The organism is Pseudomonas sp. B33.4 (assembly GCF_034555375.1).
GTDB lineage: Bacteria > Pseudomonadota > Gammaproteobacteria > Pseudomonadales > Pseudomonadaceae > Aquipseudomonas.
The window spans coordinates 2,207,029-2,223,965 of record NZ_CP140706.1; the positions used below are offsets into that span (position 1 = coordinate 2,207,029).

12 protein-coding genes are annotated in these 16,937 nt (G+C 60.1%); 9 read left to right on the top strand and 3 right to left on the bottom strand.

What is annotated here, in order from left to right:
* The first annotated feature begins 109 nt into the window (after window positions 1–109).
* The 3 genes from U6037_RS09705 (at window position 110) to U6037_RS09715 (ending at window position 4,138) form a co-directional block, all read left to right on the top strand.
* Entirely contained in the window at window positions 110–556 is a 447-nt protein-coding gene (locus U6037_RS09705; RefSeq protein ID WP_016985252.1) for an Hsp20 family protein, read from the top strand.
* A gap of 187 nt (window positions 557–743) precedes the next feature.
* On the top strand, window positions 744–1,439 hold the full coding sequence (locus tag U6037_RS09710) for a DUF1266 domain-containing protein (RefSeq protein ID WP_322846574.1): 696 nt from the start codon (window positions 744–746) through the stop codon (window positions 1,437–1,439).
* Window positions 1,436–4,138, top strand: coding sequence for a DUF805 domain-containing protein (locus tag U6037_RS09715; RefSeq protein ID WP_322846575.1), 2,703 nt, complete (start codon window positions 1,436–1,438; stop codon window positions 4,136–4,138). The genes U6037_RS09710 and U6037_RS09715 overlap by 4 nt, the downstream gene beginning before the upstream one ends.
* Here U6037_RS09715 and U6037_RS09720 read toward each other — a convergent pair.
* The 3 genes from U6037_RS09720 to U6037_RS09730 all read right to left on the bottom strand — a co-directional run bounded on the left by U6037_RS09720 (window position 4,135) and on the right by U6037_RS09730 (window position 10,150).
* Window positions 4,135–5,826 carry a molecular chaperone HscC gene (locus U6037_RS09720; protein ID WP_322846576.1) on the bottom strand — a complete coding sequence of 564 codons (1,692 nt, stop codon included), beginning with the start codon at window positions 5,824–5,826 and terminating at the stop codon, window positions 4,135–4,137. The two genes, U6037_RS09715 and U6037_RS09720, sit on opposite strands and share 4 nt — an antisense overlap.
* Before the next feature lie 86 nt (window positions 5,827–5,912).
* Entirely contained in the window at window positions 5,913–9,191 is a 3,279-nt protein-coding gene (locus tag U6037_RS09725) for a PAS domain S-box protein (RefSeq protein ID WP_322846577.1), read from the bottom strand.
* 74 nt (window positions 9,192–9,265) lie between these two features.
* On the bottom strand, window positions 9,266–10,150 hold the full coding sequence (locus tag U6037_RS09730; protein ID WP_242208490.1) for a LysR family transcriptional regulator: 885 nt from the start codon (window positions 10,148–10,150) through the stop codon (window positions 9,266–9,268).
* 140 nt (window positions 10,151–10,290) lie between these two features.
* Between U6037_RS09730 and leuC the strand changes: the two genes are divergently transcribed.
* The 6 genes from leuC to U6037_RS09760 all read left to right on the top strand — a co-directional run bounded on the left by leuC (window position 10,291) and on the right by U6037_RS09760 (window position 16,869).
* Window positions 10,291–11,709: a 3-isopropylmalate dehydratase large subunit gene (leuC, locus tag U6037_RS09735; protein ID WP_077571922.1), complete on the top strand. Its 1,419-nt coding sequence runs from the start codon at window positions 10,291–10,293 to the stop codon at window positions 11,707–11,709.
* Window positions 11,710–11,720: 11 nt separating this feature from the next.
* The gene (gene leuD / locus U6037_RS09740) at window positions 11,721–12,365 is read left to right on the top strand and encodes a 3-isopropylmalate dehydratase small subunit (protein ID WP_007913445.1); all 645 of its coding nucleotides are present in this window, start codon (window positions 11,721–11,723) and stop codon (window positions 12,363–12,365) included.
* A 133-nt stretch (window positions 12,366–12,498) separates the two neighbouring features.
* Window positions 12,499–13,266, top strand: a complete 768-nt coding sequence (locus tag U6037_RS09745) for a class I SAM-dependent methyltransferase (protein WP_322846578.1) — start codon at window positions 12,499–12,501, stop codon at window positions 13,264–13,266.
* Window positions 13,267–13,320: 54 nt separating this feature from the next.
* Window positions 13,321–14,403, top strand: coding sequence for a 3-isopropylmalate dehydrogenase (gene leuB, locus U6037_RS09750; protein WP_150729471.1), 1,083 nt, complete (start codon window positions 13,321–13,323; stop codon window positions 14,401–14,403).
* Between the two features lie 66 nt (window positions 14,404–14,469).
* A complete protein-coding gene (gene asd / locus U6037_RS09755) occupies window positions 14,470–15,582 on the top strand; it encodes an aspartate-semialdehyde dehydrogenase (RefSeq protein WP_007913448.1) in 1,113 nt (370 codons plus the stop codon).
* A gap of 276 nt (window positions 15,583–15,858) precedes the next feature.
* The gene (locus U6037_RS09760; protein WP_322846579.1) at window positions 15,859–16,869 is read left to right on the top strand and encodes an aspartate-semialdehyde dehydrogenase; all 1,011 of its coding nucleotides are present in this window, start codon (window positions 15,859–15,861) and stop codon (window positions 16,867–16,869) included.
* Window positions 16,870–16,937: the final 68 nt, after the last annotated feature.

The following is a 16,937-nucleotide window of genomic DNA, read 5'->3' on the forward strand; positions in this document are numbered from 1 at the left end:
AATACGCTCTTGAAATCATTTCAGCGGTCCCTATCTAAGGGGTACGCGATGCCGAATTCGGGTCGCGGAGACAAAAAAACTTGCTGATTGTTTTCAGGAGATTTGAACCATGAGTACTGCATTTTCCCTCGCGCCACTGTTCCGTTCCTCGGTGGGTTTCGACCGTTTCAACGACCTGTTCGAAACCGCCCTGCGCAACGAGCCAGGCAGCAGCTATCCACCTTACAACGTCGAAAAACACGGTGATGACCAATACCGCATCGTCGTTGCGGCAGCCGGTTTCCAGGAAGAAGACCTGGAGCTGCAAGTCGAGAAAGGTGTGCTGACCATCAGTGGTGGCAAGCGTGATGCCAACGAAGGCGTTACCTTCCTGCATCAGGGCATCGCCCAGCGTGCGTTCAAGCTGTCCTTCCGCTTGGCCGATCACATCGAGATCAAGGCGGCGGATCTGAGCAATGGTCTGCTGAGCATCGACCTGTTGCGGGTGATCCCGGAAGAAGCGAAAGCCAAACGCATCCCGATCAATGGGGTGCAGAAGCCGGCGTTGCAGCACTGAGTCATGTGCCGCAACACAATCGTCTGAACAGGCGGTGAGCCGCTGAATGAAGGCCCCGATACGTCGGGGCCTTTTTTGTGCGCGCAAGAAAACTGTTGTTCGGCTTTGCCGCTGACGGCGGTTTCTCTACAATCCGCCGCAGTTTTGCCGACCTCATTCCTCAACGGTCGGCCTGGAGCCTTTTTTCATGGACGAGATTCAACAGCGCTGGCTGTGCGCCCTGTCTGCACCCATGGCGGCGATCAATACCGGCGCCAGCTACGACGACCCCGCGTTCTGCGACGATCGCTACATCGACCTGAAAGACAGCTGGGGTATCGACGACCGTGGGCAATTGTTCGACATGCTCGAACGGATGACCGACGACGGCCATGCCAAACACCTGAGTGCAGCCTATCTGGCGTGGCAGCGTTGTCTGCCGAGTGAATGGCAGGCCTTGCTGGACGATCTCTCCCCCCGTGAACGCATCCTGCACGAGTTTGCCAGCCGCACCTTCGGCAGTTGTGGGCCGGGCGGGATACTGTCCTGGGACTATGGCCGTATGGGTTTTCTCTTGCGTTGCGCGGTGCGCAATCAGTGGGTCGACCTGGACGAAAGCAACTGGCTGCACAGTCGTTTGGCCCTCAGAGCGCAATTTCACTACGGTAGCTGGATGGCTTACTTCGATGGCTTCGTGGTGGGCCGGACGTTTTGGTCCTGCCTGAGTGCCAGCGACGATGAGCTGGCGCGCGAACTGGATCGACAAGGCGCCAACGCCCTTAACGTGCGGATTGCCCGTGGGCTTGCCGAGAACATTCCTCGGTTCCTTGCTGATTTGCCGTGGCACATGGAAATTGATTTGCCGCCACGTCCGGCATCGCTCAAGGAGTTCGACTGGTCATGAGTTGCTGGATCCGCTTGGGCATCGAGCCTACTAACGACGAAAACCTGATTCGCAATGCCTACCGCGCACGTTTGCCGGCGCATCACCCGGAGACCGACCCGCAAGGCTTCCAGGCGCTGCGCGCGGCCTACGAAAGCGCCATGCGTCTGGCCCGTGAAGATGAGGAAGAGGAGCCCGAGCACGAGTACGAGTCCCAAGCCTCGGAACAGACTGTCGTTGAGGTCCCTCCAGTGTTTGGGGATTTTTGCGAGCTGCTGGATGATCCCGCGCGCCGGTTCAATTTCGCCGCGTGGCAGGCCTTTATTCGAGGGCTGGATGAGCTGTCGCTGGACGTGCTCGATGAACTCAGCTGGCCGCTGTACCACCGGATGGCCGACGCCGGTCCGTTGTCGTACCGCTGCGCGAATCTTTTGGCCAAGCGTATGGCCTGGGATCAACAGTTGCTGGATCTGGGCTTCGACGACGCGCATCAGGTGGGCTTCTTTCTCCAGCGAATCGAAACGCCGGACCCATTCGATACGGATCTGATGTGCACATGGTCAGAGGCCGCCCAGACTGAATCACTGTGGTACGCCCGTAGCCTCGATTTCATCTTCACCCAGCGCCCACTCCATGAGTTCGCCGACTTCGCCAGTCGGCACACTTGCCTGCCGTTGCCGAATGATGCCGCGTTCCTCAAGCGCCTCCTGGTGCAGTTCACCCAAGCGGGCATCGGCGTGCGGACATTTTTGCAGTGCTGCGTCGAGCAGCAGGCTGCAGCACCGGATGATGTCGACTGGCTTTACCTGTTGGCCTGTCAGAGCAGTCTGCTGGGGCGCGATGATCAGGCATTGCCGTGCTGGATCCGGCTGTGGAACGAGCATCGCCATCCGATGGCGGAAAGTCGTCTGCTGGAGCTGTGCGCCAAGCGCCAGCCGACTTTTCTGCCTCTGCTGATTCAGGCGTTCGATCGCCTGCAGGGCATCTCTGACTGGTCAGAGGATCTTGCCGATGACTGTCAGGTGTTTGGCAGCCCGTCACAACACCCCGAAACACTCAACCGTTGGCTGGGTGTCGGGAGGCTGAAGCTTGAGAGCCTTGCGCAAAGCTTTGTCGATTGGCGCATGAGCGGTGATGAGCTGCCATTGCTCGCGCAATTGCTGGGCGAAAATGCCGATAGCCGATTGCTGCATCTGTACCGCCACGCCTGGGCGCTGCATCGCGGTGATTCTGCGTTGTTGCAGCAGATTGTGGATGCACCGCTGCCGATCGATGCCCTCGAAAGCCTGGTGATGAGCGGGTTCAAATATCAGGCTGAGCAACACCTGCGCTGGTTGCGCAGGGCGCCGATTGCACTGGCTATGAGCGCGTTCAGCGACGCCGACTCAGGTTCACGGCCATTGCCGCAGGTGCTGACACAAGGCGAGCCGCACAAGGTCTGTCGTCTGTGGTTGCGCCGCTTGCGGCCTTACAGCGACGCTGCGCTGGAACGGCTGGCAGACGCGTTCAAGCTGGCTGCGGTCAAAGATGATTGCGACTTGTCCGAACTCGATTTGATTGTGCAGTTGAGCCGGCGCGGGATTCAGTGGCCGCCAGTCGGGTTGGGTGAAGCTACTTGGGAGTGGCACGCTCAGACGTTGTTTTTACTGGCATTGCTGGACCAGCCCGAACGCTGGCTGCAAATGATTGATGTGCAGTGCCTGGAGCGCCTGCCCTTCAATCCGGCTCATCCGTTGAGTCGCCTGCAACCTTTGTTGCGGCGCTTGCTGCGTGAGCAAGGCAGTTGCGATGGTTTGCTCGGATGGCTGCAAGGCAATGACCCGGTGCACGGCTTGTTGGTGCAGCAATTGTTCAGCGTACAGCAGGCACTCGACAGTGCCCGGTTGCCTGCCAATAGCCTGCTTTACACCTGCCTCGAAAGTGATCGTGCTGCCTGCGGCGACGATTTGCTGGGTTTGATGATGTTCTGGGGCGTGCTCTATCACGACCCGAGCCTGAGTGCCGAGCAGCATCGCGCATTGCTGCAATCGATCGCGGCGGTCAGTTGTGAAGACGCCTGGTTCGAAGGCTTCCGCGACGGCTTGATCAAGGGCGAGCCGGTGTGGCCGCCGCGCAAAGTACTGACCGATTTTGGCGTCGACAAACTGTTGGCGTATGAAGCGCTGGACACGCTGAAGGGCTTGATTCGTTATGGCGCTGCCGGCGTGCCGAAGACGCGGGTCCTGCGGCAGTTGCAACAGGGCAAGGATGATTTGCAGAACAGCGTCGGCCTGCGCCTGGCCCTGTGCGCGTTATTGTCCTGGTCGGAGCGATTACTGCTGGCGAAAAGCGATGTGCAGCCGGTACCGGCGACAGCGATCTGGCGTCTCGGTTCGCGGTTGGGGCGCAAGGCTTTTATCGCTCAGGTCTTGGGGTGTTTGGTGATTGCGCCAGTGGCAGGGTTGATCAGTGGCACCACGGGCGCAGGCATTCTTATCCTGCTATTGGGCGTGCTGCTGTTGTTCGGCGCGATTTTGCGTCGCTTGCACGACATGGGTCGGGGCATTCCCACATTGCTGATCTTCATGGCGCTGACGCCGGTCCTGCCATTCCTGCCGTTGCTGCTGTTCGGCTGTCCCGGTGACAAGCTGCCCAACCGCTATGGTGTGCCGCCGGACAGCGGCGATAGCGAGATGCTGTCCGGCGGCTTGCAGGCCGCTTTGCGGCGGCTCAACGGCTAGAGGCGCAGTTGATCCAGTGCCTTGTTCAGCTCGGTGCGATGGCTGGCGATCTCCGCTGATTGCTGGCCACCGAGCACCGTGGTGAAGCTGTGCAGCCATTCGGCAATGTGCTCGCGTTGCGTGCCCAGACTCTGCATCCATGCCCGCTCCAGACGGGCCAGCAATGTGCGGTTGGGCAGTGCATCGCGTGGATGGACCTTCAGCGTCGACAGCCGGTTATGGCTGTCGCGGCGCGCTTGCTCGTCCAGACCGGTGGGGCTGCGATCAATGCTGTGACTGTGACGCTCGCCGGTTTCGAGCAGGGTGACGTCGACTTCGAGCAAACCGTTGATGTCATAGCTGAAGCGCACGTCCAGTTCCTGGATGTGTTGAGTAGGCGTCAACGTGACTTCGAAAGCATCAATCAGAATGTTGTCGCAAACCCACGGCCGTTCACCCTGATAGACGGCGATGCGCAGCACTGTTTGCTTAGGTTGGGTGGTGTAATAGCGCTCCACCCTTGACGTCGGAATGATGGTGTTACGTTCGATGATGGGCGAGAAGGCACCTTTGATGTCTTCTCCACGCATGGTCGCAATCCCCAGCGTATACGGGCAGACATCCGTCAGAATCAACTCTTCAACTGCCCCGTCGCGCGCCTTGCATGCCGCTTGCGTCGCCGCCCCCAGCGCAACGATCGTGTCCGGATCAAGGTGCCGATAAGGCAGGCGCCCGAACAGCGTGGCAACCATTTGCTGCACCGCCGGCATGCGCGTGGCGCCGCCGACCAGTACCAGGCTGTCGAGGTCGCGGGGCTTGAGTCGGGCATCGCGCAGCGCTTGTTCGATCGGTGCGCGCAAACGCGCCAGCAGCGGCTCCCAGATTTTTACCGCAGCGGCTTCGTCCAGTGACCATTCGAAGGTCTTGTCGGCGTGACGCCAACTCAGTTGTTGAGTGCCTTCGCCGAGTTTGCATTTCAGTTGTTCCAGCGCGTCACCGAGGCTGGCCATGCTTTGCGCATCGACCATGGCCGGAGTCAGTTGCCAGTGTTTCAGGCAGGCCTGCAACAGCGCGGCAGTGAAGTCTTCGCCGCCGAGAAAGTTGTCGCCGGTGGAGGCGTGCACTTCGATCAGTGGCAAAGCGTATTCCAGCACCGTGACGTCGAAAGTACCGCCGCCGAGATCGAAGATCAGCGTGCGTTCGAATTTCTGTTCATGCAGCCCGTATGCCATGGCTGCAGCGGTCGGTTCGTTGATCAGGCGTGTCACCGAGAGCCCGGCCAGTTCGGCAGCAAACAGCGTGCGTTTACGTTGTTCGTCACTGAAATACGCCGGCACGGAAATCACCGCTTCCGACACCGGGTGGCCGAGAAAGGCTTCGGCGTCCTGCTTGAGCGAACCGAGGACCAGCGCCGACAACTCTTCCGGGCTGAACTGACGTGTGCCGAGCTGGACTCGTTTATCGCTGCCCATGAAACGCTTGAACGCCGCAGCGGTGCGATCCGGGTGCGTGGTCAGGCGGGCGCGGGCGGCTTTGCCGACCAGAATCGTGTCGTCTTCATCGAGACTGACCACCGAGGGCGTCAGCACCTCGCCGAGGGCGTTGGGAATCAGGCGGGCCTGACCGTCCTGCCAGACGGCGATCAGACTGTTGGTGGTGCCAAGGTCGATGCCCAGCAGAGCCGGGCGGGGGAGGGATGCATCCTGCATGACAGATCTCGAAACGGCGCAAAAACCGCGACCCTACAGGTTGGCGCAAAGCGTGGCAATTGCGCTTCTGTTGCAACGTGCACCGGTTATGGCAGAAGCTTTTTCAGATCCTCCAGCGCAACCGGACGGCTGTGCAGATAGCCCTGATACAAATGGCAGCCCAAGCCTTGCAGGAACGCCAGTTGTTCCGGGGTCTCCACGCCCTCGGCAATCACCTCCAGCTCGAGGCTGCGGGCCATGGCGACAATTGCGCGAATGATCTCGGCATCGTTCGGGTCGGTCGTTGCATCGCGGATAAACGACTGATCGATTTTCAACGTATCGACCGGCAAACGCTTGAGGTAAGTCAGCGACGAATAACCGGTGCCGAAATCATCCATCGCAAAGCTCACGCCGAGTTTTTTCAAGCGACGCATTTTGCTGATGGTGTCTTCGAGGTTCTGAATGACGATGCCTTCGGTGATTTCCAGTTTCAGCAACGAGCACGGCAGGCCGTGGCTGGTCATGCTGTGTTCGATGCGCTCGACAAAGTCGTTCTGGCGGAACTGTCGCGGACTGATGTTCACGCACAGGCTGAAATTGAGCGGGTCGACCCGTTTCAGGGCGATCAGTTGTTTGAACGCATTGCAGGCCTCGTCGAGGATCCATGTACCGACCTCGAGAATCAGCCCGCTGTCTTCCAGCACCTTGATGAACTCGGTGGGCGACTGCGCACCCAGTTCCGGGTGATTCCAGCGCACCAGGGCTTCGGCGCCGATGATGCGGTTGTCGCGGGCATCCACCTGCGGCTGAAAGTGCACGTTGAATTCACCGCGCGACAGCGCCAGGCGCAAGTCGGTCTCCATGCGCAGTCGCTCGCTGGCGGCTTTCTGCATGGTGTTGTGATACATCTGCGTGGTGTTGCGCCCGGAATCCTTGGCCCGATACAGCGCAATGTCGGCGCGTTTGAGCAGGTCGGTCGGCGTTGAGCCGTGATCGGGGATCAGCGCCACGCCGATGCTCGGCGTCACTTGCAGGCGCTGGCCGTCGAGGAACATCGGTTCTGAGAGCAATTCGCGCAGGGTGTCGGCCAGATTGCGCACCTGCACGCTGACTTCGTTACGCGAGCCTTCGAGGCCGCTGAGCAATACCACGAACTCATCGCCACCGAGGCGCGCGACCGTGTCTTCCATGCGCACACTGGCTTCGAGCCGCGCGGTGATGATCTTCAGCACGGTGTCGCCGACCGGGTGACCGAGGGAGTCGTTGATGTGCTTGAAGTGATCGAGGTCGAGAAACAGTAGCGCGCCGCGCAGATTGTGGCGCTTGAGCAGGGCGATCTGCTGGCTCAGGCGATCCATCAGCAAGGCACGGTTGGGCAGGTTGGTCAGCGGATCGTGATAAGCCAGATGACGAATCTGTGCTTCGGCGTTTTTCAGCAGGCTGACGTCGCGCGCGGTCAGCAACAGGCACGCGGTTTCATTGAGGGTGATCGGCTCGACCGAGACCTCCACCGTCAGCATCTCCCCGCGTTTGTTGCGCCCGAGCATTTCCTGATGGTGCACGCGGCCCTTGATCTGCAGCTCGGCGAGTAATGCCGAGCGCTGTTTTTCCTCGGCCCAGATACCCACCTGATAAACCGTTTTGCCCACCACTTCTTCGGCGCGATAACCGGTGAGCCGACAGAAACCGTCGTTGACCTCCAGATAACGTCCGGTGTCGCGCTCGGTGATGGTGATCGCGTCGGGGCTTGAGTGAAAGGCTTTGGCGAATTTCTCTTCGCTGGCCTTCAGTGCCGCTTCCGAGCGCTGCTGCTGGGTGATATCGCGCAGGGTGGTGACGATGCACGGTTGATCGCCGACGCTGATCTGCCGGCTGGAAATTACACAGGTCAGCGATTGGCCGTCCTTGTGTTGCACGATGATCGCGACGTTGCTCAAACCCTGTTCGCGGATCACCCGCTCGATGCGCTGCAGGCTTTTCGCCGAGGCGTCCCACAGGCCGATTTCTTCGGCGGTGTGGCCAATCACGTCGGTGGCGCTCCAGCCAAAGGTCTGGGTAAAGCTGTTATTGATTTCGATGAACTCGCCACTGTCCTGGCGGGTGACGCAGATCGGGTCGGGGCTGACCTGGAACAGCGTGGCGAATTTCTCTTCCGAGGCCACCAGCCGCTGCTCGCGCTCGACCTGATCGGTGATGTCGAGCAGCGTCCCGGCCATGCGCAACGGCGCGCCATTATCGTCACGGTAGAGACGAGCGCGGCTTTCCAGATAGCGTGAGCTGCCGTCCGGCAGTTGCACGCGATAGGTCAGTTGATAATTGCCCGCCGGGCCTTCGCGCAGACTGCGGTAGGCGTCGCGCATGCTGTCGCGCTCCTCACCGGGCACGCCTTCGAAAAACTCTTCGAACGATTCATGGAACGGTTTCGGCTCCAGCCCGTGCAATTGCGCAGCGCGGGCCGAGCCATAGAGCATTCCGCTGGGAATGTGCCAGTCCCAAGTGCCGAGTTGCGCCGAGTCCAGCGCCAGATCGAGGCGTTCCTGGCTGTCCTTCAAGGCGTGTTCGGCGGCTTTGCGTTCGGTGGTGTCGAGGAAGGTGCTGAGCAGATAGGGCTGACCTTCGAGTTCGACTTTCTGCGCACTGAGAATGCCGTCGTGAATCTGCCCGTTGCTGGCGCGAAACTGCACTTCCATGCTGATCAATTCGCCCTTGGCCTTGGTCTTCTTGACCAGTTCGCCGCGCTGTTCCGGATGCACCCACAGGCCCAGCTCCAGTGTGGTGCGGCCAATGGCGCTCTGCACCGGCCAGCCGAACAGGCTTTCAAAGTACTGATTGGCCTCGCTGATCAGGCCGTCTTCCTGGCGGGTCAGCAAGACCATGTTCGGGCACAGGTGAAAAAGTGTCGCGAAACGTTTCTCCGAGCTGCTCAGGGCTTGTTCGCGTTGACGCTGGTGGGTGATTTCACGAATCACCCCGATCATTCGGGGGCGGCCGTTTTTATCCGGCAGCAGGCTGCCACTGATCTCCAGCCAGTGCAGGCTGCCGTCGGGCCAGCGGATGCGGTGGTGCATCGCCTGTTCCAGCGGCGCGCCGGCAATCACTGCGTGGAAGGCGCGAACGGTTTTCGCCCGGTCTTCTGGCGGCAGCAGATCGAGGTATTCCAGATCTTCGGGCAGTGGTTGCCGAGGATCGAAGCCGAACAATGCCTGCGTACCACGTGACCAACTGATCTGCCCACGCTCGATGTCCCAGTACCAGGCGCCGAGCCGTGCGCCGTTGAGCGCCGCCAGCAATTGCGGCGCGCTCTCCCAGCTCTGCTCGGAATGACGCGGGTCAATCGCCTGAATACGCGGCATCGGCGGAATTCGGTCAACAGATTTCGGCATTGTGGACAGGCCTTGAGCTGATGGTGGCGTTAGGCACAGGGACAGCGGCTCTATAGGAGTAGCACAAGTTGGCCTCAAGTCCCTGGCAGATCGAGTTGTGCGTCCAGCAATGCCATAAAGGCTCTCGCCGCATTCGATAGCGTCCGTTCGGTGTGCAAGATATAGCCTAGCTGGCGAGTGAGCTGTATGCCCGGCAAAGCGATGCTCGCCACCTGATCATCGAGCATGGTGCGCGGCAAAACGCTCCAGGCCAGGCCAATCGAGACCATCATCTTGATGGTTTCCAGGTAATTGGTGCTCATGGCGATGTTCGGCGTCAGACCCTGAGCCTCGAACAAGCGTTGGACAATATGGTGAGTAAAGGTGTTGCCGCCGGGGAAAACCGCCGGATGACCGGCAATGTCCGCCAGACTGACGGCGCCGTTATTGATCAACGAATGCTCCGGGGCGACCACGAAATCCAGCGGGTCGTCCCAGACCGGCGTGGCTTTGACCAGTGCGTGCGGCTCCGGCGCGAGGGTGATGACCGCCAGTTCGGCGCGGCCATGGAGAATTTCCTCGTAGGCCACTTCCGAATCGAGGAACTGAATATCCAGCGCCACCTGTGGGTAGCGGCGAGTGAATTCCCTTAATAGCGGCGGCAAACGGTGCAGACCGATGTGGTGACTGGTGGCCAGGGTCAGGCGGCCGCTGACTTCACCGGTCAGGTTGGTCAGGGCGCGGCGGGTGTCGTCGAGCACGTTGAGAATCTGATAAGCCCGTGGCAGCAGGGCGCGGCCAGCCTCGGTCAGGCCGACTTCACGGCCCAGTCGATCAAACAGACGCACCTTCAATTGCTGCTCCAGGCCGGCGATGCGTTTGCTGATCGCCGGCTGGGTCAGGTGCAAGCGTTCGCCGGCGCCGGAGAAGCTGCCGGTCTCGGCAATCGCGATAAAAGCGTTGAGGTTGGCCAGGTCCATGTTTGTATTCCAGTTGGTTATCCAAAGCATAAAAAATATGAATTTGAGTTATTTAATCTAACCCCATAGGATCGGCCTCACAAGCCAAAGGGTTATTGATAAGCCCAGGGCATAGAAACAAGCTGATGAGGAACCGTCTGATGGCCGGCAAAACGCTCTACGACAAGCTCTGGGATTCGCATTTAGTCAAGCAGCGCGACGATGGCTCGGCGCTGATCTATATCGATCGTCACATCATTCACGAAGTGACTTCGCCGCAAGCCTTTGAAGGCCTGCGTCTGGCCGGGCGCAAGCCTTGGCGCATCGATGCCAACATCGCGACCCCGGACCACAACGTACCAACGACTCCAGAGCGCAAGGGCGGCATCGAAGCCATTGCCGATCAGGTCTCGCGTTTGCAGGTTCAGACCCTCGACGACAACTGCGATGAATACGGCATCGTCGAATTCAAGATGAATGACGTCCGCCAAGGCATCGTCCACGTGATCAGCCCGGAGCAGGGCGCGACCTTGCCGGGCATGACCGTGGTTTGCGGCGACTCGCACACCTCGACCCACGGCGCGTTCGGCGCTCTGGCTCACGGTATCGGCACTTCCGAGGTCGAGCATGTGCTCGCCACCCAGTGTCTGGTCGCCAAGAAAATGAAGAACATGCTGGTGCGCGTTGAAGGGCAATTGCCGTTCGGCGTGACCGCCAAGGACATCGTTCTCGCGGTCATCGGCAAGATCGGCACCGCCGGCGGCAACGGCCACGCCATCGAATTCGCTGGCAGCGCGATCCGCGACTTGTCCGTCGAAGGCCGCATGACCATCTGCAACATGTCCATCGAAGCCGGCGCCCGCGTTGGTTTGGTAGCGGCGGATCAGAAGACTGTCGACTACGTGAAGGGCCGTCCATTCGCCCCGAAAGGCGCGGAATGGGACATGGCCGTCGAAGCCTGGAAAGACCTGGTCTCCGATGACGACGCCAAGTTCGACACTGTGGTCGAGCTCGACGCTGCGCAGATCAAACCGCAAGTCAGCTGGGGCACTTCGCCGGAAATGGTTTTGGCCGTTGATCAGAACGTGCCGGACCCGGCCAAAGAGATGGATCTGGTCAAGCGCGACTCGATCGTCCGCGCCTTGAAATACATGGGTTTGACCGCCAATCAGGCGATCACCGACATTCAACTGGATCGCGTGTTCATCGGTTCCTGCACCAACTCGCGCATCGAAGATTTGCGCGCTGCGGCGGTGATCGCCAAGGGCCGCAAAGTCGCTTCGACCATCAAGCAGGCGATCGTGGTGCCGGGCTCGGGTCTGGTCAAGGCTCAGGCAGAAGCCGAGGGTCTCGACAAGATTTTCCTCGAAGCCGGTTTCGAATGGCGTGAGCCGGGTTGCTCGATGTGTCTGGCAATGAACCCGGACCGTTTGGAGTCCGGCGAACACTGCGCCTCGACGTCCAACCGTAACTTCGAAGGCCGTCAGGGCGCCGGTGGCCGTACCCACCTCGTCAGCCCGGCCATGGCGGCGGCGGCAGCGGTGAACGGTCGTTTCATCGACGTTCGTGAATTGATCTAAAGGAGCGCAGCATGAAAGCTTTTACCCAGCACACTGGTCTTGTCGCGCCTCTGGATCGTGCCAACGTCGACACCGATCAGATCATTCCAAAGCAGTTCTTGAAGTCGATCAAACGCACCGGTTTCGGTCCGAATCTGTTCGACGAGTGGCGTTATCTGGATGTCGGGCAACCGTATCAGGACAACTCCAAGCGTCCGCTGAACAAGGACTTCGTCCTCAACGCCGAGCGCTACCAAGGCGCCAGCGTTTTGCTCGCTCGCGAGAACTTCGGTTGCGGTTCCAGCCGTGAGCACGCGCCGTGGGCGCTGGAAGAATACGGTTTCCGCAGCATCATCGCGCCGAGCTATGCCGACATTTTCTTCAACAACAGCTTCAAGAACGGCTTGCTGCCGATCATCTTGAGCGACGCCGAAGTCGATGAATTGTTCAAGCAAGTTGAGGCTGAGCCGGGCTATCAATTGCAGGTCGATCTGCAAGCGCAGACCGTGACCCGCCCGGATGGCAAGGTGTACAGCTTTGAGATCGATGCGTTCCGCAAGCATTGCCTGTTGAACGGTCTGGACGATATCGGTTTGACCTTGCAGGACGGTGATGCGATTGCGACGTTTGAGGCCAAGCATCGTGTGAGCCAGCCGTGGTTGTTTCGCGACGCATAATTTGCGTATGGCGAATGGCGCCATCGCGAGCAGGCTCACTCCTACAGGGGTACGCATTCCAAATGTAGGAGTGAGCCTGCTCGCGATGAGGCCCTCAAAAGCACCACAAGACTCACCCTAAAAAGGAAGTCCCATGACCAGCACCGCCCAACACACTCAGGTCGTACAAAAGCAATTCGGTGAACAGGCCGCCGCCTACCTGAGCAGCGCCGTTCACGCTCAAGGCACTGAATTCGCCCTGCTACAAGCTGAGCTGGCCGGGCGGGGCGAGGCGCGGGTGCTGGATCTGGGGTGTGGCGCCGGTCACGTCAGTTTCCACGTTGCACCGCTGGTCAAGGAAGTGGTCGCCTACGACCTGTCGCAGCAGATGCTCGACGTGGTCGCCGCCGCTGCCGTTGATCGCAACATGCGCAACATTGCCACGGTCAACGGCGCCGCTGAGCGTTTGCCGTTTGCCGATGGCGAGTTCGACTTCGTGTTCAGCCGTTATTCGGCGCATCACTGGAGCGACCTCGGTGTGGCCCTGCGCGAAGTGCGTCGGGTGCTGAAACCGGGCGGTGTGGCGGCGTTCGTTGACGTGTTGTCACCGGGCAGTCCGTTGTTCGACACTTACCTGCAAAGCGTCGAAGTGCTGCGCGACACCAGCCATGTGCGCGATTATTCAGGCGCCGAATGGTTGCGTCAGGTCAGCGAAGCCGGTTTGCATGTGCGCAGTACCACGCGTCAGCGCCTGCGTCTGGAGTACACCAGCTGGGTCGAGCGCATGCGTACGCCCGAAGTGATGCGCGCAGCGATCCGCCAGTTGCAGCAGTCGATGGGCAACGAAGTGCGCGAATATTTTGAGATTGATGCCGACGGCTCGTTCAGTACCGATGTGATCGTACTGATGGCTGAGCGATAAGAATTTTTCCCGGCGCGCCCGAAGTGGCGCACCGACTGAAGACACGAGGAAAGCATGAGCAAGCAGATTCTGATTCTCCCAGGTGACGGTATTGGTCCGGAAATCATGGCCGAAGCGGTCAAGGTGCTGGAGCTGGCCAACGACAAGTACAGCCTGGGCTTCGAGCTGAGCCATGACGTGATCGGTGGCGCCGCCATCGACAAGCACGGCGTGCCGCTGGCCGACGAAACCCTCGACCGTGCCCGTGCTGCTGACGCGGTATTGTTGGGCGCTGTCGGTGGCCCGAAATGGGACACTATCGAGCGGGATATCCGCCCTGAGCGCGGTCTGCTGAAAATCCGTGCGCAACTGGGCCTGTTCGGCAACCTGCGTCCGGCGATCCTGTACCCGCAACTGGCGGACGCTTCGAGCCTGAAGCCGGAAATCGTTGCCGGTCTGGACATCCTGATCGTTCGTGAACTGACTGGCGGTATCTACTTCGGCGCGCCACGCGGTACCCGTACTCTGGAAAACGGCGAGCGTCAGTCCTACGACACGCTGCCGTACAGCGAAAGCGAAATCCGCCGCATCGCCCGTGTCGGTTTCGACATGGCCATGGTCCGTGGCAAAAAGCTCTGCTCGGTGGACAAGGCCAACGTGCTGGCGTCCAGCCAACTGTGGCGTGAAATCGTCGAAGAAGTGGCCAAAGACTATCCAGAAGTCGAACTGAGCCACATGTACGTCGACAACGCCGCCATGCAACTGGTGCGCGCGCCGAAGCAGTTCGACGTGATCGTCACCGACAATATGTTCGGCGACATTCTGTCCGACGAAGCGTCGATGCTCACCGGTTCCATCGGCATGCTGCCTTCGGCCTCGCTGGATTCCAACAACAAGGGCATGTATGAGCCTTGCCATGGTTCCGCTCCGGACATCGCCGGTAAAGGCATTGCCAACCCGTTGGCGACCATTCTGTCGGTGTCGATGATGCTGCGTTACAGCTTCAATCTGCATGACGCGGCCGATGCCATCGAGAAAGCCGTGAGCGTGGTGCTGGATCAAGGCTTGCGCACCGGCGACATCCATTCGGCCGGTTGCAGCAAAGTCGGTACGCAGGAAATGGGCGACGCAGTAGTCGCCGCGCTGCGGAATCTGTAATCTCTCGGGCCCGCTGCGAAATTCAATACAAAGCAGCGGCCCACTTTTCAAGAAGGTGTAGTTGCGATGAAACGTGTAGGTCTGATCGGTTGGCGCGGGATGGTCGGTTCCGTGCTCATGCAGCGGATGCTGGAAGAGCAGGATTTCGATCTAATCGAGCCGGTGTTTTTCACCACGTCCAACGTCGGTGGCCAAGGCCCGTCCGTGGGCAAGGACATTGCTCCGCTCAAGGATGCTTACAGCATTGATGAGCTGAAGACCCTCGACGTGATTCTGACCTGCCAGGGCGGCGACTACACCAGCGAAGTGTTCCCGAAGCTGCGCGAAGCCGGCTGGCAGGGTTACTGGATCGACGCGGCCTCGAGCCTGCGCATGAACGATGACGCGGTGATCATTCTTGATCCGGTCAACCGTAAGGTCATCGACCAGCAGCTCGACGCGGGCACCAAGAACTACATCGGCGGCAACTGCACCGTCAGTCTGATGCTGATGGGCCTGGGCGGTCTGTTCGAAGCCGGTCTGGTCGAGTGGATGAGCGCCATGACCTATCAGGCGGCCTCCGGTGCCGGCGCGCAGAACATGCGTGAACTGATCAAGCAAATGGGCGCGACCCACGCCGCTGTCGCCGATCAACTGGCCGATCCGGCCAGCGCGATTCTCGACATCGACCGTCGCGTAGCGGATGCCATGCGCAGCGAAGCGTACCCGACCGAAAACTTCGGCGTACCGCTGGCCGGCAGCCTGATCCCGTGGATCGACAAGGAACTGCCGAACGGTCAGAGCCGCGAAGAGTGGAAAGCCCAGGCCGAGACCAACAAGATCCTCGGTCGCTTCAAGAGCCCGATCCCGGTCGACGGCATCTGCGTGCGCATCGGCGCCATGCGGTGCCACAGCCAGGCGCTGACCATCAAGCTGAACAAAGACGTACCGATCGCCGATATCGAAGGGCTGATCAGTCAGCACAACCCTTGGGTCAAACTGGTCCCGAACCAGCGCGAAATCAGCATGCAGGAGCTGAGCCCGACCAAGGTCACCGGCACCCTGAATGTTCCGGTCGGTCGTCTGCGCAAGCTGAACATGGGTTCGCAGTTCGTCGGTGCTTTCACCGTCGGCGACCAACTGCTGTGGGGCGCGGCCGAACCGCTGCGTCGCATGTTGCGGATTTTGCTTGAGCGTTGATCGTTTGCCGCAATGAAAGAGCCCGTGCCTTGTGAGAGGTGCGGGTTTTTTTATGCCTGGGGTTTCTCGGGTGTTTGTACCGGCCTCATCGCTGGCAAGCCAGCTCCCACAGTGCTCAGTGTTGTACACAAGATTCATGCACAACACAGAAACCTGTGGGAGCTGGCTTGCCAGCGAAGGGGCCGGTGCAGGCGCGGCAAATCCCCGGCAGAAATTGCCTGTGCGCCAGTCACCCGGTAAAGTGCCGCTCCCCCCGTTTCGCCAGAGGCTCGCACCATGACCCAGACCCTAGATATTGCCGTGATCGGCGCCACCGGTACTGTCGGCGAAACCCTCGTACAGATTCTCGAAGAGCGCGACTTCCCAGTCGGCAATCTGCACTTGCTGGCGAGCAGCGAATCCGCCGGCAGCTCGGTGCTGTTCCGCAACAAGAACGTGCGCGTACGCGAAGTCGACGAGTTCGATTTCAGCAAGGTCAAACTGGTGTTCTTCGCTGCTGGCCCAGCCATCACTTTGAGCTACGCCGCCCGCGCACATGCCGCCGGTTGTTCGCTGATCGACTTGTCCGGCGCGCTGCCGGCCGATCAGGCGCCGCAAGTGGTGCCGGAAGCCAACGCCGAAGTACTCGCCGGTTTGAAAGCGCCGTTCCAGGTCAGCAGCCCGAGTCCGTCGGCGACCACCCTCGCCGTGGTATTAACGCCGTTGCTCGATCTGATCGACCTGCAATACGTCAATGTCAGCGCCAGCCTGGCGATGTCCGCCCAAGGTCGCGAAGCGGTGACTGAGCTGGCGCGGCAAACTGCCGAGCTGCTGAACATGCGCCCGCTGGAACCAACGTTTTTTGATCGGCAAGTAGCATTCAACCTGCTGGCCCAGGTCGGCACGCCTGACGCGCAGGGCCATACGCTGCTGGAAAAGCGCCTGGTGCGCGAGCTGCGTCAGGTGCTGGCACTGCCTTTATTAAAGATTTCCGCAACTTGCGTTCAAGCCCCGGTGTTTTTTGGCGATAGCTTTAGCGTGACCTTGCAGTCAACGCAGGCTGTCGACCTGGAAAAGGTCAACGCGGCACTCGAAGCAGCGCCGGGTATTGAGCTGGTCGAGGCCGGTGATTACCCGACTGCCGTCGGTGACGCGGTAGGGCAGGATGTTGTCTATGTCGGTCGCGTGCGCAACGGTGTCGACGACCCGGCGGAACTAAATCTGTGGCTGACGTCAGATAACGTACGCAAAGGCGCGGCCCTTAACGCTGTGCAGGTGGCTGAATTGTTGATAAAAGACCTGCTGTAAAAGATACTTGGCAACAATTTGTCGACTGATTCTAGGTGAGCGCTATGCTTGCCCAGATTGCTTGATAA

What these genes read in the sequence shown, in the direction of transcription:
- leuC (WP_077571922.1), top strand. Translation starts at nt 10,291, where the DNA reads ATGGCCGGCAAAACGCTCTACGACAAGCTCTGGGATTCGCATTTAGTC.
- U6037_RS09720 (WP_322846576.1), bottom strand. Translation starts at nt 5,826, where the DNA reads ATGCAGGATGCATCCCTCCCCCGCCCGGCTCTGCTGGGCATCGACCTT.
- U6037_RS09745 (WP_322846578.1), top strand. Translation starts at nt 12,499, where the DNA reads ATGACCAGCACCGCCCAACACACTCAGGTCGTACAAAAGCAATTCGGT.
- U6037_RS09730 (WP_242208490.1), bottom strand. Translation starts at nt 10,150, where the DNA reads ATGGACCTGGCCAACCTCAACGCTTTTATCGCGATTGCCGAGACCGGC.
- leuD (WP_007913445.1), top strand. Translation starts at nt 11,721, where the DNA reads ATGAAAGCTTTTACCCAGCACACTGGTCTTGTCGCGCCTCTGGATCGT.
- U6037_RS09710 (WP_322846574.1), top strand. Translation starts at nt 744, where the DNA reads ATGGACGAGATTCAACAGCGCTGGCTGTGCGCCCTGTCTGCACCCATG.
- U6037_RS09715 (WP_322846575.1), top strand. Translation starts at nt 1,436, where the DNA reads ATGAGTTGCTGGATCCGCTTGGGCATCGAGCCTACTAACGACGAAAAC.
- U6037_RS09725 (WP_322846577.1), bottom strand. Translation starts at nt 9,191, where the DNA reads ATGCCGAAATCTGTTGACCGAATTCCGCCGATGCCGCGTATTCAGGCG.
- asd (WP_007913448.1), top strand. Translation starts at nt 14,470, where the DNA reads ATGAAACGTGTAGGTCTGATCGGTTGGCGCGGGATGGTCGGTTCCGTG.
- leuB (WP_150729471.1), top strand. Translation starts at nt 13,321, where the DNA reads ATGAGCAAGCAGATTCTGATTCTCCCAGGTGACGGTATTGGTCCGGAA.
- U6037_RS09760 (WP_322846579.1), top strand. Translation starts at nt 15,859, where the DNA reads ATGACCCAGACCCTAGATATTGCCGTGATCGGCGCCACCGGTACTGTC.
- U6037_RS09705 (WP_016985252.1), top strand. Translation starts at nt 110, where the DNA reads ATGAGTACTGCATTTTCCCTCGCGCCACTGTTCCGTTCCTCGGTGGGT.